This window comes from Paenibacillus sp. 01T431 (genome assembly GCF_056398625.1).
The window spans coordinates 1-24,257 of sequence record NZ_JBFTPT010000036.1; the positions used below are offsets into that span (position 1 = coordinate 1).

A 24,257-nucleotide genomic window follows, 5' to 3' on the forward strand; every position below is an offset into this window, starting at 1 on the left:
GCATTCCGGCGGGCTTATTGTCAGTCAAGCATGGTTAACGACCGAGGCGAAAGAAGCTCCCGAATTCGGCAACAGCTTGTTTGTCTCATTTTCCAATCTTGGAATTACTGTAGGGGCTTCTATCGGTGGTTGGTTTATTTCTCACTTGGAAATACATCAACTCATCTGGAGCGGAATTATGTTTACATTGCTTGCTTTCGTATTGATTATGGTAAAAATAAAAATTTCCAAATCGAATGCAGAGGAAGTAAACGTGCGTTAAACTCCCTTGGTACGAGATGATTTTCTCGCGAATGCTCGCTTATTCGCAGGATTTCGACCGGATAGTAATTGGGGGAAGACATAAAGGGAATACCCTGTTAGACTTCGGTAACATGAAGGCGCACGGGAATAGAGGAGGGTTATAACCGTCCTATATACTTCCATTTACTGCACGCATTCTCCACGCCACCCTTGGAGGTTTTCACTCCCATGTCTTAACGGGTCTATGCCCTCTCATTCCTTCGTTACGCCTATCCAAGGGGTGGAGGCCGGTCTTGCTAACGGTACGGGTCGGTGCCCTTTGGTTTAATGCATCCGGTACTCCGTGCTTTCTTTGAAATCCTGCGAATAAGCCAAAACTCGTACAACGAAACGGGTTGTATGGTTAAGCTGCTTGTAAGAGTGGTAACGTTTTATGTGGCATGTAGGCTTTACCGCTACGAGCCATTCCGACTAGTATTCTGACCAATTTACCGCATAGTTTCATAATGGACCTCATTTTCTTCACCTTCTTAACCTGCACATTGTATGCATGCATCGCTTGAAACTCTGAATTGTTCATGACCAAACTCATAGTGGCCATAAAGAGGAAGCGCCGTAGGCGGGATCGTCCGCGTTTACTAATCTTCATTTGCCCGGTCCATTTGCCAGAACTCGCTTCTGCGAGGTTGAGTCCGGCATGGCGCAGCAAGGCATTTCCGTGAACAAATCCGCTTAAGTCCCCAGCCTCACCCAATATACCAGCTAATGAAATGACACTAATCCCCTTAATCGCGAGGATGGATTTTGCAAAGGGAATGCGTTCTAATACGGTTAAAACCTCCTTCTCCACAACCTCCAATTGTTCGCAAGCAAGGTCATACTCGGCGAGTAATTGTTTCAAGTGGAGCTTGTAGTAATGGAAGCTGACTGAGATCCTATTGAATGGTTGGCAATCTCGATGAGTGCTTTTGCTTTTCTAGCACTTTCGGATTGAATAATACGGACGGCGTACGGAGATTTAAGACCTGGATTGAGGAAAGAGGCGGGGAATTAATCACAATTTTATGTACATGTAGTGATGAGTCAGTTTGGTCTGAGCGACTTGCTGAACGAAGTCTAAATCCATTACCTAATCAGTTGATTACAAATTTGCCCGAACTCAAAGAGTATTATAAGAATTTAAAGACTGAGAATCTTGAGGGAGAATTGATTCTAGATACGGTTCAGGAAATAAAATCACTAATTGATCGAGTCGAAGCTTTTATCTTGGAACAAAACAAATGATTAAGCTAACGGGCAGTTTACTTCAATCCGCAAGTTTTATTTAGAACAATTTGATAAATGATCGGAAGTGACTAATGAACATTCGTCTGTTGAATGACTCTGATGCCCAAGTGTATAGAGAAGTAAGGTTACGTGCATTGAAAAATGACCCCGATGCATTTGGATCAACGTATGAGCAAGAAGAAACTAAACCACTGGGGCACATTATAGAAAGAATACACCATACAAAAGATCAATTTACATTGGGATGTTTTGACGACAGTAACACATTAGTTGGCATTGTCAATTTTTCACGTGAAAACAGGCTTAAGACGGCACATAAAGGAAACATTTACGGTATGTACGTAGAGCCTCAATTTCGAGGACGGGGGGGTAAGTAAAGCCCTTCTATTAGCCTTGATTGAAAGAGCAACAAAAGAATGTGAAGGGTTGGAACAGATTCATTTGACGGTTGTGTCTAATAACAAATCAGCAAAACGCTTATATGTCTCGCTGGGGTTTGAAGTTTACGGTATAGAACCACATGCATTAAAGTTTGATGAACAGTATTTCGATGAAGACTTAATGATTTTAAGATTGCGACTTTTAAACTAAAGGGAAACGATAGTTGAGAAAAAATTGATAACTATGGAGGTTTAAACATATGGATGAAATAGTCGGAGCATGGTCTGCAGATGCTTTATTTGTACCGGGAACAAGTGATGAGATAATTTACTTTCTTGAATCCGGAGAAGGGTGGATAGAATACCTAAATTGGTCACTCTCCGAAATCGAAACATTTAAATGGTGGCGTAATGAGGAAGGGAGAATTAATATTAAAGGAGAAACCATTCATTCAAACTCTAAACCTCTGAAAAAGTCAAACAAAGTACATTCAAATTTAATAATAAGTTTCCAACAAGGAACTACGACAACAGATAAACCCATAACTATCCTGTCAGTAGAAAACGATAACCTATTCGAAACAAATAAATATGGTTTAGTGAAAAGAATAATTGAAAAAAATTATTTTGCTAAAAGACTGATACTTTTAAATAAAAGTTAATTTTAACTGTGCACGATTTTTTAAGCTAATGGCTAATGATAGTTGAACATACAAAGAGCAGTTTGCTACGGCAGCTGCTCATTTCTTTGTTAAGCTAACGGGCAGGATTGCTCAATAACATCACGAACTTAAATTCAAGGTAATTGCTCTACACATGAATCAGTTTTGAAAGACAACTCAAGTTAATGGTATGTGGCATAAACCTTTTGTTGCTCATTCAAATCGCTAATTCCAATGAGTTATTTTAAATTCTTCGTTTTGGTAGGAGGACTAATAAATGCGAAAGTTTTTTATGTTTATTTTGCCCATAATAATCTTAACTTTATCAGGATGTATTCAATCAGCGGTCAATGATTATAGGGATGGTCAGCCGGAAATTCTCATTTTGCCCAACGAGTATCGTTTATATGGGGGCAACCCTGGGCTTAATTTTATCCGAAAAAAACCTGATGGTTCTCCACAAGTAGTTGAACCTAGTGTAGAAAAAGTCGGATGGAATGATGTCTATGTGCTTTACAAAAGAGTCGATTATGATAATAAAACGGAGCATGGACTTCTGGATACAGAAAAGGGAACAATTGAAAAACTTGATTCAAACATTGATATTCAGAAACAGTTGAACGAGAGGGGTATTGGTCCAATCGAGATGTTCGATGTGAACGAACTTGTGGAGAAGAAACGCAAATAATTGGAAGGGTAACCAGTTGAAATCGACAGCTGCAAGTTTGATGCTACTCTATTGAGGGCTTTCTATACTCGAATAAGCACGTGAGTACGTTACTGAAATGTTGGCGTTTGTAAAAGTTTATGAGTAAGGAAATCACCTTTAAAGCTGAGTAGATAGCATTTTGGAAGATACTTGATTGAACTAACGGGAAACGATAGTTAAACAATCAAGGGGCAGCCTGCTATGGCAACTGCTCCATTTTTTTATTAAGCTAACGGGCAAGGATAATTCAATCATTTCACGAATATGTTAAATATTAAGCTATTTATGATTTTCACAAATTTTAGGATTTACGAAACTACAGAAGACATTGTAGGTGATACAGGTTGAAAGGATTTATGCTACTCGTTAGTATACTTTTACTCATGACAGGTTGTAATTCAATTGATAACCATTATGTACACTTTAATCCTTCAAAGGTTAAGGTAGGTGATCAAATAGCGGGATTAACATTGATCTCTATTAATTATGATAAAGAAACGGAAACCGTGAATGCTTATTTTGAAGGTGAAGTTGAAATATCGGGATACTATATGGATTCAGGGTTCTTTGCTCCTGATATTACGAGTCATTTACCTAAAGCGACTTATGAAGAATCACATGAGAATAGTTTTAGATTAGAAAATATGCCGGGATTTGATAGTGAGCATAGAATGGGAACAATTTTAATTAAAGATTATGAAATCCATACCAGGAATACAGACTTAATTAATCAAGCTGAATTTGTAAGAAAGATTGAATAAGATAGTTATAATTCGGATGTCTGTACCTTCTCATAGAACCATATTCACGCTTCGAACCATTCAGCTGTCGGTATGGTTGTTACGCTAACTGGGAACGATAGTTGAACAATCATGGAGCAGTTTGCTGCGGCAGCTGCTCCATTTCTTTGTTAAGCTAACGGGCAGGTTGATTCCAATATGCGCTATACTTTCAAAGTAACAGTAATGCTCGTTATTCTTCAAAAATGTCGTATTCAGGAGGTGTATCTTAATGGGGAAGACATTCTGCAAAAGAACTAAAAAGATGATGGTAAATGGTTCTCAATTCCACTGCGTTATTAATGAGATTCCTAGTAATAAATTTGTGAATTTTAAGGTCTATTCATCAAAAACCTCATATTTTGAAGTCTTATTTACATGGGAAGGTAGCTGGCATTTCATCCCACATAAGCCAAGTAATTGTGAACGTTTAATTAGATATGCGATTGAAAATGGATGGGAATTTAGTCATGAAAAGAAAACGTTGAAAATAGAACAAGGAGATTTTCTCATTGATAAATTAGGACTAACTTCACATAATCCTCATTAAGCTATCGGGCAGGATAATTCAACTATGTACCTGAATTTATAATTAATAATCGATAGAATTGAGGGTTAGGAATGCCCATTCTAAAAGAGTTTGATTTAGACATACCCTATACAAAAGAAGCTGGAACACCTGAAGATTATGAAGCATCTTGGAAACATAAACGAGTTCAATTTCGCGATCAAATCCGATGTATCACTTCTTTATATGAAAGATCTTTTGATAAATTCAAGACAACTGATTCATGGAAAGTATTAATTGAATGTGTGGATGAAATCATTGATCCGCGAGTCAAAGACTATTCAGGTGTTTGTACTGTTCAAGTTCAATTTCATGTTGATTCATTTTTCACAATGAATGATCAGGAAAAAAAAGATACAACATTTAAATTATTGAGGAGAGGAATTGATAAGCTTATTTCTGAAAAATATTGGGATTCAGCTCCATTCGAACTAGCATTTGAAAAAGTGAAAAGAGCTGAATTGAAAAATGATTGGTATTGGAAAAAGCCTATTATAAGCCCTGATAGAAAACTAAAAGCAAGTATATATATAATTCATGAAGTAGCGGTTGTAAAAGCTTACTTAATTGTTAGTGATAAAAAAAATGTAGAGATACTCCGCTCAGAGGTTTTTAGGGATCGACCGAATGAATGGGCCTATGCGCGGTACTTAGGTGAAATATTATGGTCATCACCAAATGAGGTTGCTCTCTTTAATAAAAATAAAGAGATTGTTAGCAAACAAACTATAGATTAAGGGTACTAATAACTGAAAACATTCAACTAACAGGAAACGCTAGTTCAATACTGTAGGCAGATTAAAACCTCTCCTTAGAAGCAAACTAGATTTAATAGCTTCTAAAGGGAGGTTTTGTTATGAACTTAAATGAGTTGTGGAGGTTGTATGAAGCTGACAAACGTATACAAGGGTTCAGTCCAAAAACATTAAAGGCATACGCCCTTCAGCACAAAATGTTAATACTGGAGCTAGGTGGCCTCGATATAACGGAGGTAACGTTAACAATGCTTAAGGAGTACTTGGCAAAACAAGCAGATCGGTTGAAGCCAAGCAGCCTAGGCCATCGAATTCGGTTTGTTCGTTCTCTTTTCCGTTACGCGTATGAAGAGACGTATCTGACTTCAAATCCCTCTCTAAAATTGAGAGAACCAAAATTAGATAAGCGCATTCCTAAGTTTTTGATTGAGGAAGACGTTATACACTTGAAGATCTCTTGTCAGTCACTCAGAGAAAGAGCGCTGCTTGAGTTTCTCTACTGTACCGGCTGCCGGGTTGGGGAGGTGGAGAAGATCAATATCGAGGACCTTAATTGGGAGAACTGCTCAGCAATCGTTAATGGCAAGGGTTCGAAGCAGAGAGAAGTTTACTTTACGACAGAGTGCAAAGTATGGTTAAAGAAGTACCTGGCCAGTCGTGGGGATTCCTGTAAAGCCTTATTTGTAACCGATACTCATCCAACAAAACGTATGGCTATACCTACGATTAGATGGGCATTAAAACGGCTTGCAGATCGGGGAGAAATTGAAGCGAACGTATATCCTCATCGCTTTAGACATACTTATGCATGCCAGCTCCTTGATAATGGTGCTCCTCTAGATTTCATCCAAGGTATGCTTGGTCATGAGAAAGCATCAACCACACAAATTTACGCACAGCTCCGCGGCGAGCGTCGGAGAGAACTTTATCGACGATTTTTTTAATGCGTATTGGCGGCGGATACCCCTTTAGAAATCCGCCGCTATTCAACTGAAGGATAGGATAATTGAATAGACGGATCTCCTTTTTTGTTTAGCTAAAGGGGATGAATATCTTCTGTCGAAATACAGTAGATACTATTTTATGGAGGATATGCGAATGATGCAGCCGGAGCCGTCATTGGAGGTAATCAAACAATTATTTTTGAACGCAGGTTTGGAAAGGCATTGGGAGAAATACAATCAGTTAGTGAAGCCTGGTTTCTTCCTAGAACCGACTATAGCACCAGAAGATGAAATTCCTATCGGAAAAAGTAAGATTGGAGGGAACCCTGATATTCCAATGGGTTTTACGTGGCCGGACTGGGAAGGGCATCCAATGAGTTTTATAGCACAAATAAATTTAGAGGAATTTCCTATGTCTTCGATAGATCAGAATCACCCTGCCACTGGGATTCTTCATTTTTTTTATCCTTGTGATGATGATGTGCGTTTCTCTGATGAATTTTTATATGACGCCTTTCCAAAAGATCAAAACGTGGTGCTGTACACATCTGATTTATCCGATCTGAAACGAATTCAGGCAGATCCCGATATCATTTCATTTTCGAGTTGTTTAATGAATGTAAAATTTGAAAACATGATTCCGGTTAACTCACTTATTAATGAAAAACGTTTATTTGATAACGACGAGGAAGCGTATGTCCTCTACGAGAACTTCTGCTCTTCATATTATGAGATGTGTAATCATGATATTGGATTTCGCTTTTTTGGTTATATAAATGGATTACAGTATGACTTTCAAGATGCTGATACTGAGTTGTTATTTCAGGCAGATACCAATGATGAAATAGGAATGCAATGGGATTTATCAGGATTACTTTATTTTTATATTACAAAGGAAGATTTGCTGAATAGGAATTTTGATGAAGTGTTTACTGATCGGGTCGGTACTTAGTATGCGGCCCCATAAAATCCCCCCGTTTGTTAGGAACTAAATAGAAATTCTGAACAAATCCCACTACGTTTGCTGGAAGTCGAGACACTCAGCCATACGGATGAACGATAACTCAATCCTGACACGACGGCAGCCGGCCAATGACCGACTGGTGTTTTCTCAACTAACGTGCAGGATAGTTCAATGAAATCAGGATAAAATGGAAAACATGCATGATATAATGTTGTAGGAAGTGAAATATAGTATGAACAAAAAATCATTACTTGAATGGGAAACTAGCTATAATGCATTAAATAGGACTGTCGAAGGCTTTTGGAGTTATTTTAGAAAATGGCGTCAAGAAGAGAAAGACGATTACCACGACACATTTCATGGAAAGTTGTATGAGGATTTTATTAGTGTACATGAACGATCAATGTACCTTAAATATACTTTTAACCTTGAAGAAGCAGTAATATTTTGTTCAGTAAATATTTTTTATTTAGAAGAACACATCGGTACTTATGATATTGAGTTTAATTTAGACGGAGAAATTGCTGATGAATATTTAGATTTTGACGATATTTTATTCAAAGATAGGGTGTTGAAAATGAAACATAACATGAGAATTGCCCGAAATGCCTTAAAACAAGGAATTGAAATTGGAACAGTATCCAATATTACTGGAATTGATTCAAATTATATTGAGATTTTGAAGGTGAAATATTGTTAAGCTAAGCGATCATTTGTTATACCCCAATGTTCATTTGACATCGTATACATCCTAGAAACAAGATGGATTTAAAATACTTACAGTCAAGCTGAGCGATTTCAGGAATCCCTCCTGAGATTCGCTCTTTTTTTTTCGCATTTTAAGTCCTAATAATTTAATAAACCTCTCGTCATAGACGAGAGGTTTTAATGATAATTACTATCTATTTATTCGCTATTAACTCGCAAAACCTGCCATAACATGCCAGCTCCCTGGAGCTGATAACGTATAACGGTATTCGCCAGCTGGTTGTCCAGTTGCTATTGTTAATAATGGTGTGGTTGTAGAACCCGGATAAGTCCATTCTTGAGGGTTCAACGTGATTTGTTTGGAAGCAACAAATGTGTTCCCGCGATAAACATTAATCGTCAAAGTATCACGGTATTTACCCGTGTTAACAATAACGCCATGTCCAAATTTAATGGTTCCGCTTGAGATTGTGACGTTCGGGCTAGTGTAACTAAACGCAGCGAATGCTGTTGCTGCAAAACTCAAAAGCATGACTAAAACAAGTGAGAGGGAAAATATACCTTTCTTCATCCTTACATCTCCTTTAATTAGAAATATTAGTGAATTATGTAAGAGGGCCTCTGCACCAAGAGTATAGACAAAGCTATAGAATAAGTAAAGGTGAAAATCATACTATATGTTCAGTTTGCAGATGATAGAATATTATCCCCGATCCGCGCCGTGCTGATATATTCCGGAAGCAGTTTGACTATCTGTTTCCAAAATAAGTAGGGAAATTGTCAGGTTATATTCAATTCTAGAGGAGCTTAGTGTTGATTTCCCTATATCTGATGGAACAAAAATGAATAGGATGATTGTAATATTCTTTGAGGAAGTCAGTAGCTCACAGATAGACACTTGAGTGGACGGGAAGCCACTGTTAACGAACAACTGCGCGCAGCCAACTCGATGCGACCTCAAGAGGTGCTGGCGTAGTGTGCGTCCTATGAATATCATTATATTTGATTAATAGCAATCAAATTTGCCGATACTAATGATACCGGCTGCCTTCTATTGGATCAAGGGGGAGTGTGAGAGCGCTTCCTCGATCTAAGGTGTGTGGACAAAATAACAATGCTAAGAATACAAGATAGATTGTGACACAAGCCATGTAATGTCGGATGACAAGAATATGAGCCGATTAACTACCGCGTAAATCGCGGTTTTTTTGTTTTATCGGTACATATTCTTGGCARTGTGCAATGTCAAGAATATGTACCGAATGCCGAAAAAGGCCAAGAATGTATASCGATTGCCGATGARCTATTTTATCAAGTGTTCTGCATATTTCACAATCAAACCAAAATCGACTACAAAGAGAAAATGGTAAAAAGGGACTTTTCATTTATTTAGTGCTTTTTGGAATTCGTTTATAATATCTTCAATTAGCATTAATTGAATTTTGTAACTATGTTCTGCAGGCCATTGAGCTTACGGGCAAGATAGTTTAAGATCAAACGCGGTGAACCGTACCACAAATAAGGGCAAGTTTTTTTTGGTGAATTCCTTGCGGCGTATGGGTTTGAATATATGTGCGTAGGTCACATGCGAAGAAACGAGAGAAAGGTGCATCGGTTCATTTTTTTGATTTGTAAAAAGGTGTATATGAAAGTAAACAAAAATCTATTTCCAAGCATAAAATTGCCTCATAGAATTAGTCGTAAAGAGGCCGTTTGGAGCTTGGATAAAATGGACACTCGGATCAAGACCATGTACCAGACTTGTTAAAATCATTTAAACCTAAGAAATGGGGATGAAAGATGAAGCGAAGTCAGAGGTATCCAAGACGAAGTTCCTTGTTGTTATCATTTGTGTTAATCTTATCGATTGTTTTTTCTGTTCAACCATCAGTAGTGAAGGGAGAAGGGGATAGGTCGCCGAAGATTTCGCAGGGGCAGGAGGATCAACAGCCTTTACTTCAAGTTCCTAATCAGCAGGGACAACAAGAAAAGTCCGATCCTGATCTCGAGCAACAACCCCAGTCTAACTTAGAACAGCCACTTGCAGCTGCTGCTACAGGATATTTCCCACCAAATACCGCGGCATCTGGAAATGTGAAGAACATGGCCTTGCTTTATACTGGATATTACGGTGGACGAACGACATATGAGGGAAGAGAAATCGGCACGTATGACAAGAATACGCTTTTGCCCTATGTTGCGCACTACAACAGTAATAATGTGATGGATGACACCTTTTTCGATTCATTTCTATTTCTAGGAATCAACACATCTGACTATAGAGATTTTGGTGATACAGCGGACCCTGCCAAGTGGACCTATAAGGCGGATTGGGAATGGTATATAAACCGCATTTTCACCGCTAATCAACAACTCGATGCCCTCAACCAAGCAACCCAGCAAGTTGCAACCACACTAAACCTAACAAATTACAAATCCAAAGTATATATTATGATGCCTTATCCTAATAGTGAAATCACCAATTTCGGAGATGTCGATAACGACGGAATCAGCGAAAATCTGAATTCGACGCCTAGCAATATGACGAAGGTAACCAAATGGTATATCGACACCGTATTAAGCAGATGGAATCAAGCCCAATACAGCAACCTTGAATTAAAAGGCATCTACTGGTTCCATGAAGATATTGATCCCGGCAATCCGGGTGAAGTAAATGCAATTAATAACTCTGGTAACTATCTTCATACGCTTGGTCTGAAACTTGCCTGGATTCCATACTTTGGTGCCGGACAAAGCAATAACTGGAATAATTATGCAATCGATTTTAGCATCCAGCAGCCCAATCACTATTTCGTTCCGGAGACTGATTATTCGAGAATGACGAATGTATCGACCCAAGCTCAAACATATAATAAGGGCATCGAAATGGAGTTTGACGAAAGAGCGATGTTCGACCCCGATTTTAAAAACCGATTCGATAATTACTTAAAGGCCGGCGTAGAATACGGATACATGACGGGAGCGGTCAAGGGTTGGTATCAAGATATTTTTGGGATATATAACTTGTATAAAAACAAGAATAACAACGGTGTAAACGGAGTTTATGACGGGAGACAGATGTATGAAGATATCTACAAATTTGTTAAAGGAACGTATACCATTCCAGTTAATCTTGCAAGCGGTAAATCGGCAGTAGCCTCTTCCAACCAAAGTTCTTCTCTATCCGCTGCTAAAGCTGTTGACAATTTGCCGGGTACACGGTGGTCAAGCCAACAGTATTCAAGTACAGAGTGGATTTACGTCGATCTCGGGCAAGCCTACAACATCAAACGCGTCAAACTTAACTGGGAGTATGCTTACGGCAAGAGCTACAAAATTCAAGTATCGAATGATGCGGTCAATTGGACCGATGTGTACTCGACAACGACAGGCAACGGAGGTGTAGACGATATATGCTTTGTGCCTACAACGGCAAGATATGTGAGAATGCACGCAACAGAGAGGGGCACGAGCTATGGTTACTCTATTTATGAGTTTCAAGTATATGGAGACAGCGTCGGATCCGCTACTACAACAAATTTGGCGTTAAATAATACAGCTACGTCATCTTCCAATCAAGAGGAAGCTCTTTCTCCGAATAATGCGGTTGACGGTAACGTGGCGACAAGATGGGCCAGTCAGTTTGCAGACCCGCAATGGATTACGATCGACCTTGGGCAGGCTTATAACATAAATCGAGTTATATTGAATTGGGAGCTTGCCTATGGCAAAGGCTACAAGATTCAAGTATCGAATGACGGTGTCAACTGGATGGATGTGTATACGACAACGAATGGAGACGGGGGGATTGACGATATATTCTTTACTGCCGTAAATGCAAGGTATGTAAGAATGTACGGAACCGAGAGAGCTTACTCCTTCTATGGCTATTCCTTATATGAATTCCAGGTTTATGGCAAACCGAATCTAGCGTTAAACAAATCGGCAACATCTTCTTCCAACGAGACATCCACATTAACGGCCGATAAAGCGGTGGATGGTAATGTAACGACAAGATGGGCCAGCCTGTTTTCAAATCCGCAATGGATCTATGTAGACCTCGGACAGGAAACCCGCGTCAACAATGTCAAACTCAACTGGGAGTATGCTTATGCTAAGGGCTATAAGATTCAGGTGTCGAACGATGCTACCAACTGGACGGATATATACATGACAACGAATGGAGACGGTGGTATAGACGATATCTACTTTGAACCGGTAAATGCAAGGTATATAAGGATGCATGCGACAGATCGAGGCACAGGCCACTGGTATTCTCTTTATGAGTTCGAAGTTTATGGCAGCTGAACCATTAGCATAACGTAAAGCCTAATATGGGGTTCTCATCCCAAATAACAAAACAAGCCCATGCACGAAACTGAAGTGCACCCCTTTTAGTAGACATTGGAAAACCCATATGGGAAACCGATGATACTTTAGGGGTGTATTTTTATGAGGAAAAGAGAGCAACCGAATAAATTGTATTCATATGAAGTAAGGAAAGAAGCCGTACGTTTACACGAAGAGGATAGATGGACGTACAAGCAAATTACAGAGAAGTATGGAATACAAGATAAAGATAGAGTTCGTATATAGGTGTATAAATTTAGGAAAAAAGGCAAGTGCGGATTATTGAATAACAGAGGCCGCCGCGAAGAATATAAAGATAAGGATCGTTACAACCAACAACTTCAACGGGAGAATACGGTTTTAAAAAAGTGCTTAGAAATCTGGAAACGGGAGGTGTGAAAGGCAAGTATGCAATTATCGAGGAGTTATTTGATGTTTACCTAGTGACCCTGCTATGTGAATTGCTTGATGTATGGAGAAGCGCGTACTATCGATATCTTAAGCGTAAGCAAGCAGACCCTGATGGCGAGACCAAGCAGCGGATCAAAGCGATTTATCTACAGCGTGAGCGAACGTACGGTTATAGGAGAATCCAAGGTAAGTTAAGTTCTTGTCATTTATGGAATCAATTCTTGTCATCCGACACGGTTGTAAATGAAAATTCAGTAGTTACTAGGTATTAAATCGATTTAAATACATATGTACAAAATACGAGTTTTGTGAAGAAGTGTTACTGAAATTAACAGTAATGTCTGATCCGTCTTTAACTTGCTGTTACTTCACTTAATCTTGCCTTCATTTTATGTACTTCATTATAATGATAAATTCCATACAACTTCCGCTCCAAATTAAACAGTTTGCTCTTGTGAATTAAGACTATTAAAATCTAGAGTTTAATTTCATTAGTAATGCTACAATTCAGCTGTTGTAATTATCCTTAGAGTTAATTTTAGAGTTAATCCTTAAAGTTTATTTTGCTCATCATGAATTGTAATTCTAAACTCATGTAAAGTTTCCATTGTAAAATCTAATTTTTCCCATATATTTTAATGTTCAATTTTTTCAGTCATACCACAATGTTTTTCTATAATACTGCAGCTGCAATTTTCTTAAACGGATTGATCAATGAACTTGCATTGGATCATAAAAAAATCACCAATATGACGCATGTATTGGTAAATAATTTCCTCCTAACAACGAATAATTTTAACTTAATCATCGTTAACCTGCCCGATAGTGCATCGAGGCTGCCGATCCGTACCGGCAGCCTCGTTCTAGTTGCTTATTGAGCTATAGTGTCGCGTTAGTTCAGCAGATTTTTATTTTTCACTAGATTGTCTGTTTCGTGAATCAGATCATGTAACAGGCTTAGAGCTTTCTCCAAACCGGCCTGCTCTTCTGTCACTAAGGTGAATATCTTGTTTATTCTATGGGAGTAATTGCTTGGGACCATGCTAAAAGTATCGACGATAGCAGCAGCTCCTTTTTCGTTCATCCAGTATGTTTCATTAAGTGCAAACAAAACCTGATTTAAACAAGAGACTGATTTAAAACAACATCCAGCAAAGTAAGATAAATCATTTTTATAGATACCTTTTTTCCCATTCTCTAAGGAGAAATTCGCTTCCCATAAAAATTTTTGAATTACTGCTTTTTGCAAAACGTGCGAGTATGGACTTGTTCTAGATTTCATTTCTCCAATAAGACCTGTTGGATCCCATAAAATCCTACACAACGCGATTTCAGCTAAATATATAGAATTGATAAATCCATGAGGATGTCCCGGTTGATAGTCGATTGTAAGATCCCCTCTGAGACAGTTGTCAATTACTTTTGACACTATATTAAGATCACGGTATAAAAAATCGACCGGTTGTTGATGCACTTTCAGCCAACCACCACCATTAATCCATGGCCCCCATCCACCGATTTCTGTTATTAAATTGACTCTATTATCATCATCCAAGGTGGAAGCTATCTGATCAAGGTGGGAAATGTCTAACCCATTCTTTAGGTTATAATAAATTCCAATATCAATATCAGAGTTGGGGTTTTCAGTCCCCCTAGCTCTTGAACCACCAAGAACCAGAGCCTGCACACCATCGATTTGCTTAAGACTATCCATAATTTTGGAAATAATACTTTGTACATCCATACCTCTCACTCCGTTCGAATATGTCTAAAGCTGCCCGTTATCTTAACGCCTATCCGTACATCTATACAAAAACCTTTATTTTGTGAAGATGTACAAGGAGCTGCCGAGACAGCTCCCTATCGTTCGTATAAAACACCAGGGATTTCGCTGCACTTGCTTAGCTTGGCATATGCCGTTCTGACTTATGACTCATCGTCATGGTTCAAAGTAAGACTGATGCTGCGGTTATACGAAACCGGCTCGAATGAATCGGAAATCATTAATGGTTCTCTCTTGTTGAATCTATGCCTGAAGGGCTTCAACACGTAATCTCGCGGCAAGAACCGAAACCCAACCGAAGGCAACAATTCCAGCGCTCCCCATAATAACGCCGATCCAAGTGCCGATACTTGAGCCTAAAATAATGAGCACAGGCGCAAGGATACAAGATGCAATACAATAGATACTCCAACCACGCTCGCCTTGTGTAGCAAACCGACGTGCAAAAACAATGCTTGCCGCAACTAGACAAATAAAAGCCGTAAAGAAAGCAACGGAATGGAGTGTTGCATGAACGCTCATCGATGTTGGCATTCCGGCAGAGGCACCTGGGGGAAAGCTGAGGCCAGGATCTGGGCGAAACAGACCTGCCAGAATCATGCCAATCCCATAGATTCCAATGAGCAACGAACCCCACTTGCCTCCCATACGCCCTCGCAGCAAACGGCGCACTCCAATCGCTGCACAAACAGCAAGCAATCCTGTCATGAAGAAATTTGCGCTTTGAATCCATCCCAAATCCCCCAACGTAAGGGTACTGATGGCGTGGCGCCTGATATCGAATCCTGTACGTGTAAACGATTGAATAATGGCTGCTATGTAGAATAGCGGTGTGGAAACAACCCCACACATTAGAAGAAGACGAATCGTCCTCGTATTCCGCTTATTTGTAAACATAATAATCTTATTCCCCTCTCATTGTCCATTTGATAATCTTTTATTCAGTCGTAATTGCAATTGTAGACCGTGAAATGCTCTGACAACAAATTAGTCAACAGCACCTTTCCGGGGGATCTGCGATAGCTGAACGCGCCCGATACTAGAATGTGTGACGGCCCCCGGCCAACTCTATCATAGGCAATCTTGTACAGTCCTTTGAAGTTACTGTGTGCATCGTACGTCTCCTTTTCAGTTATTACTGCTTTTATTTTAATATTCATCTCTCCCCTTGCGTACGGATATTTGAGCCTCTATTCAGACGACGAACAGATTTTGGCAAACTCGACATACTCGCAAATTTTTTTTATGGTATCGTAAGCACCCGTATGTTTTCTTAGCAATCATTGCGGATGATATTACTGAATCAACCAATGTGTCGATCGCTGATCGGCATCTGAATGGTAAAAAGACGTCCCATCTCCACTTGCACAACGATGATGGAGACGTCTCTGGTTGAATGAATTCAGATGGCTTTGTTGTTAATTGCCTATCTCGGGCTGGTAGATGTGAATCGAGACACCTGTGCTTAGTGTTTTGGCGTCCATGAGGCGCATAGCAGCCTTCTCGATCCCTTCTCTGAACAGCCGTTGTCCGCGACCTAAGATCACAGGATGGATCCAGAGCCGGTATTCGTCAATGAGATGATGCTTCATCAGCGTTTGTGCAAGATCGCCGCTGCCTACGACCAGCAAGTCTCCGCTGAACTCCTGCTTGAGTTTCGCTGCTTCTTCTGCCGCGTCGCCATGGATGATTGTGGCATTCCACTCCGCATGGCTTAGGGTTCTCGAAGCCACGAACTTCGACATGCCGTTCATCCGATCGGCCAGCCTCCGCATGCCGATCGCTGACGGCCATGTTGCCGCGAAGCTCTCGTAAGTTTTACGCCCCAGAAGAAGTGCTTCAACCGCGTGGGCCTGCTCGACAATGAGTGCCAGGTGCTCCTCGCCAACATAGGAGCGCTGCCAGCCCCCATACTCGAATTCATAGAGTTCGCCAGGCGCCTGCATGACGCCATCCAACGTAATGAATTGCTGCATGATGATTTTCCCCATTTTTATCCCTGTCCTTTCGTGTCGTGTAGTCGATTCCGACCGTTGCGTATCTCCCGGATGTCCTTCATCCAGGATCAGCTGAACTTCGCCGTTATAAAGACAACGAACGAGAGAATGGCAAATCGACATCCACGAGTTAGTAATAAATAGAACTTTGATACTCGGCTTGTTGAATGATCGTACCGTTTCAGGTTAAAGTAAGAAAAAACGCCAAGCCGGATTCAGGGCTTAGCGTATATTTTCGTTAATTACGCGGTAATTAATCGGCTCATATTCTTGTCATCTGACAATATTAAAGTTCGTGATGTGTCACATTTCATAATCGTGATAATTACAAACAAAAGGAGCCTCACTGGCTCCTTTTGTTCTCCGAACATTAAAAAATCCCCGTTTGGGGATTATCATAGTCTTTTTCGGTCTTCAATACTTTGATTTAAAAGTTCAATACTGTAGCAAGATTAATTGTTGTGCTCTTGATCCTTTCAACTATTTATTCATCTGCTTGTAACTTGCTTACCGCCGATGATAAGCATGATAATACCAATTACTGCTAGAATAATCCGAACTAAGAATGGACGCAATGAAAACACAGTTTCACCTTGCCATTGCAATCCGAACAACGTTTCATTCAGCCCCACAATCGCCAATAATGGCTTAAAAAACAAACTCAGCGCTAATAATACTATCCCCCAAATCATTTTGCTATTCATTGATTCAAAACCTCTTTTTCAATTAATATAAATGAAGATTAGTTCACTAAAACGATCTATTATTGGCTTTCTAGAATTTTATCCCACATTGTCAAAGATAATATCCACACAGGTCCATAATTCTCTGTAATAAAAAAGTGTCCACCATCTACCATATGAAAAGTGGCTGCTCCACCTGCATAATATCTCCACTCGCACATGTCATACATTATAGCACTGAGGTCATTGCGACCATAATGTTCTTCAGAATCTGCTCACCCTAAGCGGCTTACTCATTGTGGCACTAACCATATAACCTCAGTTAAATCAAATCTTTTATGCGAATTTATGCATATGAAGTTTTATACTATTTTGTACATATGTATGTATATCGATTTTTTCTATGGCTTGTGTCACAATCGTCGATATTTGAACAACAATTTCAAATTTATGTTTTAGATTTCTCTTCGACCTATCATCCTAGGACCTTGCTTAATCTTTTAATACGTAACCATTAAGTTTCAATGATTTATTATTCTTCGTTCGATTTATTTCTCATTGCTTCTTGCATTTTTTTAGAGTCAGCCCAAACCTCAGGTGGCGTAAAGTAATCATCGTATTCTTTTAAAGCTTCAGGAGATTGTTTCATTCTCCACTCCCACAAATAAGTTAAATATGTTTCACCAATACCCATTCTCCATCCAATGCTAAATGGATGAATGTCTGGAAACGTAATCCATTGAGGAAGAAAGAACTCTGGCTCATAGTTCTCCATATTATTTCTGATGTTCATCAACAAATTGCCTAACATGTTTTTTCCTTGCCCGTCACCGCCATCTCCCCAATATGAATCATTGGTTGTATGTTCAACAATGGCACAATCACCAGTTGATAAGAGAATTGACTTAACATTTGGATGTTGTTCTATTTTAGCGACGATAGCTTCCCGCATAATGTTAACTTTGCACTCTTCCCAATCTTTACGGAGCGGTTTATTTTTATCTCGGCCTAATCGGGCGGCATCCATTGGCGTACTTGCAAAACGTATTTCATCTTCATGAACGGTACCTACAAACTTTTGAGCTTGAAAATAGTGTTCCGATGTTGGCCAGTCTTTGTTTTGTAACGTAATTGAATGTTTCGAAAAATTTGAGAAACAACCATATGGCTTATTTATTTCATAAAAATTGATTACCTTCTTATCAGCATTTCTGCTTAAAAGATTCCGTTTATTTTCTTCAATATTCTTTAATAATTCTTTTGCGATTTTTGCAATCTCATCCAAGAAACTTCCCCCACTCTTCATTCGACTTATAAACGCTGTTAGTATTTTTCTATATTTATTCTAGATATGATTAAGCTATCCTGCTCGTTGGCTTAATAAAGTAACTTCAGTCTATTACTTTATTTTATTCTGACAATGGCTGCAAACAGTCGATCGTTTACAACTGATTGCGGAGCGCGTATTTACTAAGTAAATCGTAGGATGCATGACAGGAATGTCATACTTTGCTGTTTCTTTTATAAGATTCGCTTCTACAGCCAGAAGTAGAGTATAGTAGGAGAAGTTAAAAATTCATTCCAGGAGGCTACAGCCATGTCACAGGAGATTTGGATTAACCTACCAGTCAAAGATGTTGAGAAGTCAACTGCCTTTTTCAATGAGATTGGATTCCATGCGGTGAGCGTTGGTAACGAGAGAGCCAAGCTTGCCATAGGCCAAACAACGATTCTGCTGTTCCCGGATGCGGCGTTTGAGAAATTTACCGGTTCAAAAACCGCAGATACTTCCCGTTGCGCAGAAGTAATATTTTCCATTGGCGCTGGAAGCAGAGAAGAAGTAGATGCCTTTATTCAAAAAGTAGAGTTTGCCGGAGGAAGCATCTTTGGCAAGCCGAGTGAAAATGACGGCTGGATGTACGGCGCAGGATTTGCCGACTTGGACGGTCACCGTTGGAACCTGCTGTACATGGATGAGAGCAAAATGCCGAAACGCTAATTTGGAAACGCCGGTCACCTGCTTAAGGTCAACGGCGTTTTCTCTTATTTCGGGTAGTTTTTTTTCGATTTCCTCTAAAAACTCTGGAGAAATTGCCCACCAATTTTCATCCAATAGAAACAATATTCCCAAATAATGATCGGCACCTTGCCCGAGAGTACGTTCAATTCATCAAGCAATTCTCCCAGTCGTTCAAAACCGTTCTACTCGTGCGCAATACTCTCAAATATCCCGTACGGTTCGTTCCTTCGTAGAAAAGCCTGAACGACGCTGGCTCCTTTAGCCCCATCTAATCCTACAACTGGCTCCATAACACACCCTAATTATAAAGTTGCTGTCACTCCCACGAAGGTTTCAAACCCATAGCTTCGCTACTGATTTATTGAACTATCCTTTCGCATTAGATGTAGAAATCAGGGTCCCTTTACGATTGTCTGTTAGAGTATCAATGTTCATGAGCAAGAATGTTGGTAAGCTTACCAATCGAGTCGTGTACATACAATCTTCGAACACCCCAAGGCTCATCAACAGGCCCATATTTTATGTGAAATCCAGCTCTCTTCATGCCTTCTAATGCTTGTTCGTGAGTTTATTTCCTATTGTAAAGTCTTCGGGAATGAGTCAATATAGTAGTCAATAAGTGGAAAAATACAGCAAAAAAATTATGGAGGTGAAGGATATCTATGAGGGATGCTGCAGAGGGACAACATGAGCACAGTGAGATGCTGCCGCTGTTTTCCACTACGGATAAAGGCGGACGAATGACTGCGCTGCTGCCGGGACGTGGCGTCGGACGCGCGACTCCGCTGCTGCCGTGGCTGTTCGCAGCTGCTGCACTGTGGGCGCTGACAGGCTCCCTGCCGTTTGGTGCCCTGCTCGGTCTTGCGCCAACACCGGCGATCAGTATGCTCCTCGGTCATCCGGTCACGGTGGGCGTCGCCGTAGTGTTGCTGTTCGTCGCAATCGGTGTGACTGGCGGAGTGTACTTGCGAGCGGTAGAACAGTTCGGACAGACCAGGGTCGCCGGCCTCTTCGTGTCGCTCGCGATTGCAGGAGGACTCGTCATAATCGCTGGAGTCTTCCTGATCTGGACGCTGATCAGCGATCCGTCGCGCCCCTTCAACCTCGAGGCCATCGGGACGTCGCCGACGATCCCGCCAGAGCTTGGCGCTGTCATCGGAGCCGCCTTCGCCCTCTGGGCCACCATCGCGCTCTTACGGTTGCCCGGCTCGATCGCGCATGCCCGGCTACGTCAGAGTGACATTGAGCGCCTCCGAGTGGAGGGCTGCTCGTTCATCGGAACACTGACCACCGTGAGCTTCACGAACTGCTGGCTCTTCGATCTCCCGATATTCAAGGTCGAGGTAGGTTACATCGTCGACGGTACTCCTTGGGTCATCTCAGCGCACATGCGCACCAGTTCCGACCGTGTTCCCCTAGTAGGCTCTCGCATGCTCGTGCTGACAGACGATCGCGGAACTACCCACTTGGAGGTGGACCTGTCCAATGGAACGACATTTGAGCCGGACGTGAGGAAGTACGCCGCACCGACCGACTGAAGCTTCGGCCGGTGCATTCTCCACGAGCTTCACTTCCGCCTACTCCAGTGCTCATATCATGCAGTTTTCCTGCACAACACGAGCACACTTGCTCGTCTTCGCTTTTTTGAAGGTTCAATTTCATTTTCAGGATTGATTAAGAATTACTTTGTTTGATGGGATCATGGTGATACCTCCACCCGTTTAATTATTCTCAACCTTTTTTATTGGGCGGGAATGATGACAACAGTATGTCATATTATTCAGCACTTTTTTGAAATTGATTTCGTTTAATCTTTCGATGACGACTGTACTAGACCCAATATGAACTTGATCATTTAAATAAAAAAAGCCGCGATTTTTGCGGCCTTTAATGAAATAGTACTTATGTCATCTTACAAAGCTGCTCCACATCTGAATTACGTAGTTTATTACTTTTGGTTTAGTGTTTCTACTTCTTCCGAAAAAGCATCTTTGTATTGCTGATACAATCCGGTATCAAACTCGTAGTCTGCGTCATTAGGCTTTGGAGGATTATCTTGAAGTTTTTTATACAAAGTATCAATCTCGCCTGAAACCTTCGTCCATAATTGTTTCACTTCACCATATTTTGAATCTATTCCTTGGATATACTTATCGTATTCTGCTTTCTTTTCCATCGCCTTGCCGAGTTGCTGGATCATGAATTCCATATCTATGGTTTCTCCTGTTGCAGAAGTACCACTGTGGGCAAAGTGACCGATGTTTACAAGACCATCGTTCCAAATATCTCTGGTGACGAAGTTGTTGATCTCCGCTAATTCTGACTCTACAGTAGGTTTTTCATCTGACTGAGACGAATTATCTAGTTGTATCCCCGCATCTTTGAAAGTCTGCTGTACTTGTTCTTGTAATTTCTCTTCTTCGGTTTTCTCTTTTCCGCAACCTGCAAATACTGCCATCGTGACTAAGCACAGAATGATGTATATGCTCTTTTTACCCCATTTGGACATTTAAGCCTCTCCCTTGTTTGCAATAATTTCCTACCTTTACTATTATCGGTTTTGTAGACGGGTTATTTAATACACAGAATAAAGTCACCCATCTAAGCTAATAACTTGTCTTCAATCTAGTTTGTAGCCTAAAGACAATAGATAATAATCAATTTGGATATAGGCGTTGATAAAAATAAAAACGAAAAGCACGCCAGAAATCAGGCATGCTTTTCGTTTTTTTCAATATGACTTTGAAGCGTAAGCCCTATATTACTTAGCAATCGTTATGTTACTCAACCTAGGCTTGGTCGATCTTACTGTTTAGGTAATCTCCCTCCCCCTCTATTAATCATCCGTCAGGAATGGGACTATGTTCTTGTCACAAAACGGGATTGGGACGATGTTCTTGACACCATGCAATGACAAGAACTTGCTCCCATAAATAGAAAAAGCCGCGATTTACGCGACTTTATCTTATCACTCACTTTCCCCCTAGCCCTTCTCCATGCGGAAAACATGGGCGATCGGAGCCTGCCCGTTCAATTCGCAATCCGGAAGCGTGATCGAGATACCTTCTGGCGTACGCTCAACCTGCAGCAAGACGTCGCTTCCGACAAGCTCAATGCCGGAAACGGGCTCCTGATAAGGAATATAAACGACCTTGGAGACGGTTGCATCTGCGCTTTCATATAAGTAAGTACAATACACGGTATTTCCTTTCGTGGTGAATGCGCAGGCACCGGTATAATACGGCGCGCACACACGTGTACCGTATACCGCCTCGCCGTAAACCTCCATCCATGCGCCCAATTCCTTGATGCTTTTGACCGCCCCGGCCGGCAATCGTCCGTCGGGCTGAGGACCTACATTCAGCGCTAAATTGCCTCCTTTTGATACAATTTCCATCAGAATTCGAACGATCTCCCTCGCCGATTTATACTGATCATCGTATTTGAAGGCCCACTGTTTGCCGATCGTAATGCAGCTTTCCCACGGTACGTTCAGCGGTCGCTCCGGAATCGCTTGCTCCGGCGTCACATAATTCTCGTAAGGCCCTCCGACTGTACGGTCCGCGGACAGCAGCCAGGGCTGCGTTTGACGGGCTCGCTCGACGACCTCGCCCAAACGAATGTCCTGCTTAACCTCGTCACTCGCTTTGACCCAGCCCGCATCCAGCCACAATATATCGATCCGGCCATAACGGGTCATCAGCTCCATGATTTGCTCATGGGTAAAATCGACGAATTTCTCCCACAGCCACGGATATTCCTCGGGGGAGTACGATGGTCCTCTCCACGTATCGCGGCCCCTCTCCATTCCTGGCGCCCAGTAATACGGCATATGCCAATCCGCCTTCGAGAAATAAGCGGCGATCGCAAGCCCCTTGCTGCGGAAAGCGTCAAACACATGCTTGCAAACGTCGGCATAGCGGTGTGCATGAAACGGTGTTTCGATGCCGGTAATCCGGTAATTCGTCGTATGTGTGTCCCACATGCAAAATCCGTCGTGATGCTTGGTCGTAAAGATCAAATATTTGAACCCGCCTTCGGCGGCGATTTCCGCCCATACCTCCGGTTGGAGGCGGAACGGATTGAACGTGCGGTTCAGGCCGAAATATTCGCGCTTCAACTCTTCGTAATCGCTCGTCCAGTCGACATCTTTACGCGCCCATTCACCGTCTTCATCGCTGAGAATCCAGGACTCGGCCTCGATCTGCGAATAAGGTCCCCAATGCATCATTAGGGCCAATTTCTGATCCTTAAACCATTCCAATCTTTCCAGAGTAATCGGATTTTCTGGTTTCATCCATTTCGTCTCGCTGCTGTATCCGTGGACGCCTTCATTCAATTCCGGAACTTCAGCTTGCTGAAGTTCTTTGATTTCCATATCGTTCACCTTGTTGCCTCCTTCTGTTCTCCGTGTCACTTCGAAGTGAAAATTTTACGTTTGTCTAAGACTTTCCTCAAATTCTTTTAACTCAATCACTCTATGTAGTTAAATTTGAAGAAACGCCCTAATCCATATGAAATACTTCCTCCATTGTCGTCCACCATTCTCCTTCCGAAGCGGAATCAACTGGTTCCTGACACGGATCTGTTAGTTTCCACCACGCTTGCATGATCGGGTCAGCAGCCATATTAGCCATATCTTTCTCGAAGTCTTGTCCCGTGTATTCCAAGTAACTAAAGAGATTCCTATCTCGGTAGTATATAGAGTAATTTTGGATGTTACTTTCTTTTAACCGATTTAAGACTTCAGGCCATACTGCCGCGTGTAACGCTTTGTATTCGGCTAACCTATCCATTTTCACCTTAATGATCCATCCGTATCTTTTCATTGTCATCCCTCTTTGACTCAAATATAAAAGGTGGACAACGTATAGAGGTGGAATTGCTGCCAGTTGGTTTATCCATCTTCTTTTCTATACTAACAATTATCGGATACGATAATTATCAAAATACTGGAGAATGACCTCTGTTTAAGCACCCGCCATTTCTGGGAGGACATAAACCCATTTTTCAC

General features: G+C 41.1%; 23 protein-coding genes and 2 pseudogenes. 15 read left to right on the forward strand and 10 right to left on the reverse strand.

Features of this window, described 5'->3' with window-relative positions:
* Window positions 1-262, forward strand: a pseudogene (locus tag AC1DM9_RS33565) (MFS transporter); the annotation flags it as partial.
* A 384-nt stretch (window positions 263-646) separates the two neighbouring features.
* Here AC1DM9_RS33565 and AC1DM9_RS33570 read toward each other — a convergent pair.
* A pseudogene (locus AC1DM9_RS33570) lies at window positions 647-1,221 on the reverse strand (transposase); the annotation flags it as partial.
* Between the two features lie 380 nt (window positions 1,222-1,601).
* Here AC1DM9_RS33570 and AC1DM9_RS33575 point away from each other — a divergent pair.
* The 10 genes from AC1DM9_RS33575 (at window position 1,602) to AC1DM9_RS33620 (ending at window position 7,991) form a co-directional block, all read left to right on the forward strand.
* Window positions 1,602-1,907, forward strand: coding sequence for a GNAT family N-acetyltransferase (locus AC1DM9_RS33575; protein WP_477584354.1), 306 nt, complete (start codon window positions 1,602-1,604; stop codon window positions 1,905-1,907).
* A 16-nt stretch (window positions 1,908-1,923) separates the two neighbouring features.
* Window positions 1,924-2,121, forward strand: a complete 198-nt coding sequence (locus tag AC1DM9_RS33580) for a GNAT family N-acetyltransferase (RefSeq protein WP_477551899.1) — start codon at window positions 1,924-1,926, stop codon at window positions 2,119-2,121.
* Between the two features lie 49 nt (window positions 2,122-2,170).
* Complete coding sequence (locus tag AC1DM9_RS33585) at window positions 2,171-2,572, forward strand: hypothetical protein (protein ID WP_477551898.1); 402 nt, start codon at window positions 2,171-2,173, stop codon at window positions 2,570-2,572.
* 277 nt (window positions 2,573-2,849) lie between these two features.
* Complete coding sequence (locus AC1DM9_RS33590; protein ID WP_477584356.1) at window positions 2,850-3,260, forward strand: hypothetical protein; 411 nt, start codon at window positions 2,850-2,852, stop codon at window positions 3,258-3,260.
* 365 nt (window positions 3,261-3,625) lie between these two features.
* Complete coding sequence (locus AC1DM9_RS33595) at window positions 3,626-4,042, forward strand: hypothetical protein (RefSeq protein ID WP_477551896.1); 417 nt, start codon at window positions 3,626-3,628, stop codon at window positions 4,040-4,042.
* 250 nt (window positions 4,043-4,292) lie between these two features.
* On the forward strand, window positions 4,293-4,610 hold the full coding sequence (locus AC1DM9_RS33600; protein WP_477551895.1) for a hypothetical protein: 318 nt from the start codon (window positions 4,293-4,295) through the stop codon (window positions 4,608-4,610).
* Between the two features lie 71 nt (window positions 4,611-4,681).
* Complete coding sequence (locus AC1DM9_RS33605; protein ID WP_477551894.1) at window positions 4,682-5,365, forward strand: hypothetical protein; 684 nt, start codon at window positions 4,682-4,684, stop codon at window positions 5,363-5,365.
* 119 nt (window positions 5,366-5,484) lie between these two features.
* Window positions 5,485-6,327 carry a tyrosine-type recombinase/integrase gene (locus AC1DM9_RS33610; RefSeq protein WP_477584358.1) on the forward strand — a complete coding sequence of 281 codons (843 nt, stop codon included), beginning with the start codon at window positions 5,485-5,487 and terminating at the stop codon, window positions 6,325-6,327.
* A gap of 154 nt (window positions 6,328-6,481) precedes the next feature.
* Window positions 6,482-7,279 (forward strand): YwqG family protein, encoded by a 798-nt coding sequence (locus AC1DM9_RS33615; protein WP_477584360.1) that lies wholly within the window; start codon window positions 6,482-6,484, stop codon window positions 7,277-7,279.
* Between the two features lie 244 nt (window positions 7,280-7,523).
* On the forward strand, window positions 7,524-7,991 hold the full coding sequence (locus AC1DM9_RS33620) for a hypothetical protein (protein ID WP_477584362.1): 468 nt from the start codon (window positions 7,524-7,526) through the stop codon (window positions 7,989-7,991).
* 216 nt (window positions 7,992-8,207) lie between these two features.
* On the opposite strand, the gene AC1DM9_RS33625 is transcribed toward AC1DM9_RS33620, so the two are convergent.
* Complete coding sequence (locus AC1DM9_RS33625) at window positions 8,208-8,570, reverse strand: hypothetical protein (RefSeq protein ID WP_339209213.1); 363 nt, start codon at window positions 8,568-8,570, stop codon at window positions 8,208-8,210.
* A 1,229-nt stretch (window positions 8,571-9,799) separates the two neighbouring features.
* Between AC1DM9_RS33625 and AC1DM9_RS33630 the strand changes: the two genes are divergently transcribed.
* Both AC1DM9_RS33630 and AC1DM9_RS33635 read left to right on the forward strand, forming a co-directional pair.
* Window positions 9,800-12,307: a discoidin domain-containing protein gene (locus AC1DM9_RS33630; protein ID WP_477584364.1), complete on the forward strand. Its 2,508-nt coding sequence runs from the start codon at window positions 9,800-9,802 to the stop codon at window positions 12,305-12,307.
* A 1,160-nt stretch (window positions 12,308-13,467) separates the two neighbouring features.
* Window positions 13,468-13,638 (forward strand): hypothetical protein, encoded by a 171-nt coding sequence (locus AC1DM9_RS33635; RefSeq protein ID WP_477584366.1) that lies wholly within the window; start codon window positions 13,468-13,470, stop codon window positions 13,636-13,638.
* A gap of 14 nt (window positions 13,639-13,652) precedes the next feature.
* Here the strand turns inward: AC1DM9_RS33635 and AC1DM9_RS33640 are convergent, their stop codons facing one another.
* The 5 genes from AC1DM9_RS33640 to AC1DM9_RS33660 all read right to left on the reverse strand — a co-directional run bounded on the left by AC1DM9_RS33640 (window position 13,653) and on the right by AC1DM9_RS33660 (window position 18,508).
* Window positions 13,653-14,504 carry a nucleotidyltransferase domain-containing protein gene (locus AC1DM9_RS33640; RefSeq protein ID WP_477584368.1) on the reverse strand — a complete coding sequence of 284 codons (852 nt, stop codon included), beginning with the start codon at window positions 14,502-14,504 and terminating at the stop codon, window positions 13,653-13,655.
* Window positions 14,505-14,786: 282 nt separating this feature from the next.
* A complete protein-coding gene (locus AC1DM9_RS33645) occupies window positions 14,787-15,440 on the reverse strand; it encodes a DUF998 domain-containing protein (RefSeq protein ID WP_477551887.1) in 654 nt (217 codons plus the stop codon).
* A gap of 521 nt (window positions 15,441-15,961) precedes the next feature.
* A complete protein-coding gene (locus tag AC1DM9_RS33650; protein WP_477584370.1) occupies window positions 15,962-16,534 on the reverse strand; it encodes a dihydrofolate reductase family protein in 573 nt (190 codons plus the stop codon).
* Window positions 16,535-17,028: 494 nt separating this feature from the next.
* On the reverse strand, window positions 17,029-17,244 hold the full coding sequence (locus AC1DM9_RS33655; protein WP_477551885.1) for a hypothetical protein: 216 nt from the start codon (window positions 17,242-17,244) through the stop codon (window positions 17,029-17,031).
* A gap of 511 nt (window positions 17,245-17,755) precedes the next feature.
* Window positions 17,756-18,508 carry an NADAR family protein gene (locus AC1DM9_RS33660; protein ID WP_477551884.1) on the reverse strand — a complete coding sequence of 251 codons (753 nt, stop codon included), beginning with the start codon at window positions 18,506-18,508 and terminating at the stop codon, window positions 17,756-17,758.
* Window positions 18,509-18,820: 312 nt separating this feature from the next.
* Between AC1DM9_RS33660 and AC1DM9_RS33665 the strand changes: the two genes are divergently transcribed.
* Both AC1DM9_RS33665 and AC1DM9_RS33670 read left to right on the forward strand, forming a co-directional pair.
* Window positions 18,821-19,222 (forward strand): VOC family protein, encoded by a 402-nt coding sequence (locus tag AC1DM9_RS33665; RefSeq protein ID WP_441883104.1) that lies wholly within the window; start codon window positions 18,821-18,823, stop codon window positions 19,220-19,222.
* 683 nt (window positions 19,223-19,905) lie between these two features.
* Window positions 19,906-20,781: a hypothetical protein gene (locus AC1DM9_RS33670; protein ID WP_477584372.1), complete on the forward strand. Its 876-nt coding sequence runs from the start codon at window positions 19,906-19,908 to the stop codon at window positions 20,779-20,781.
* Window positions 20,782-21,191: 410 nt separating this feature from the next.
* Here the strand turns inward: AC1DM9_RS33670 and AC1DM9_RS33675 are convergent, their stop codons facing one another.
* The 3 genes from AC1DM9_RS33675 to AC1DM9_RS33685 form a co-directional block, all read right to left on the reverse strand.
* Entirely contained in the window at window positions 21,192-21,752 is a 561-nt protein-coding gene (locus AC1DM9_RS33675; protein ID WP_477584374.1) for a hypothetical protein, read from the reverse strand.
* 474 nt (window positions 21,753-22,226) lie between these two features.
* Window positions 22,227-23,621, reverse strand: a complete 1,395-nt coding sequence (locus AC1DM9_RS33680; protein WP_477584379.1) for an alpha-L-fucosidase — start codon at window positions 23,619-23,621, stop codon at window positions 22,227-22,229.
* Between the two features lie 127 nt (window positions 23,622-23,748).
* Window positions 23,749-24,072, reverse strand: coding sequence for an L-rhamnose mutarotase (locus AC1DM9_RS33685; protein ID WP_477584376.1), 324 nt, complete (start codon window positions 24,070-24,072; stop codon window positions 23,749-23,751).
* Window positions 24,073-24,257: the final 185 nt, after the last annotated feature.

Bases quoted from the DNA above. Each gene is read 5' to 3' on its own strand.
- AC1DM9_RS33680 (WP_477584379.1), bottom strand. From the start codon at position 23,621: ATGGAAATCAAAGAACTTCAGCAAGCTGAAGTTCCGGAATTGAATGAA.
- AC1DM9_RS33670 (WP_477584372.1), top strand. From the start codon at position 19,906: ATGAGGGATGCTGCAGAGGGACAACATGAGCACAGTGAGATGCTGCCG.
- AC1DM9_RS33665 (WP_441883104.1), top strand. From the start codon at position 18,821: ATGTCACAGGAGATTTGGATTAACCTACCAGTCAAAGATGTTGAGAAG.
- AC1DM9_RS33590 (WP_477584356.1), top strand. From the start codon at position 2,850: ATGCGAAAGTTTTTTATGTTTATTTTGCCCATAATAATCTTAACTTTA.
- AC1DM9_RS33650 (WP_477584370.1), bottom strand. From the start codon at position 16,534: ATGGGGAAAATCATCATGCAGCAATTCATTACGTTGGATGGCGTCATG.
- AC1DM9_RS33630 (WP_477584364.1), top strand. From the start codon at position 9,800: ATGAAGCGAAGTCAGAGGTATCCAAGACGAAGTTCCTTGTTGTTATCA.
- AC1DM9_RS33640 (WP_477584368.1), bottom strand. From the start codon at position 14,504: ATGGATGTACAAAGTATTATTTCCAAAATTATGGATAGTCTTAAGCAA.
- AC1DM9_RS33610 (WP_477584358.1), top strand. From the start codon at position 5,485: ATGAACTTAAATGAGTTGTGGAGGTTGTATGAAGCTGACAAACGTATA.
- AC1DM9_RS33620 (WP_477584362.1), top strand. From the start codon at position 7,524: ATGAACAAAAAATCATTACTTGAATGGGAAACTAGCTATAATGCATTA.
- AC1DM9_RS33600 (WP_477551895.1), top strand. From the start codon at position 4,293: ATGGGGAAGACATTCTGCAAAAGAACTAAAAAGATGATGGTAAATGGT.
- AC1DM9_RS33655 (WP_477551885.1), bottom strand. From the start codon at position 17,244: ATGAATAGCAAAATGATTTGGGGGATAGTATTATTAGCGCTGAGTTTG.
- AC1DM9_RS33605 (WP_477551894.1), top strand. From the start codon at position 4,682: ATGCCCATTCTAAAAGAGTTTGATTTAGACATACCCTATACAAAAGAA.
- AC1DM9_RS33575 (WP_477584354.1), top strand. From the start codon at position 1,602: ATGAACATTCGTCTGTTGAATGACTCTGATGCCCAAGTGTATAGAGAA.
- AC1DM9_RS33585 (WP_477551898.1), top strand. From the start codon at position 2,171: ATGGATGAAATAGTCGGAGCATGGTCTGCAGATGCTTTATTTGTACCG.
- AC1DM9_RS33645 (WP_477551887.1), bottom strand. From the start codon at position 15,440: ATGTTTACAAATAAGCGGAATACGAGGACGATTCGTCTTCTTCTAATG.
- AC1DM9_RS33615 (WP_477584360.1), top strand. From the start codon at position 6,482: ATGATGCAGCCGGAGCCGTCATTGGAGGTAATCAAACAATTATTTTTG.
- AC1DM9_RS33685 (WP_477584376.1), bottom strand. From the start codon at position 24,072: ATGAAAAGATACGGATGGATCATTAAGGTGAAAATGGATAGGTTAGCC.
- AC1DM9_RS33675 (WP_477584374.1), bottom strand. From the start codon at position 21,752: ATGTCCAAATGGGGTAAAAAGAGCATATACATCATTCTGTGCTTAGTC.
- AC1DM9_RS33625 (WP_339209213.1), bottom strand. From the start codon at position 8,570: ATGAAGAAAGGTATATTTTCCCTCTCACTTGTTTTAGTCATGCTTTTG.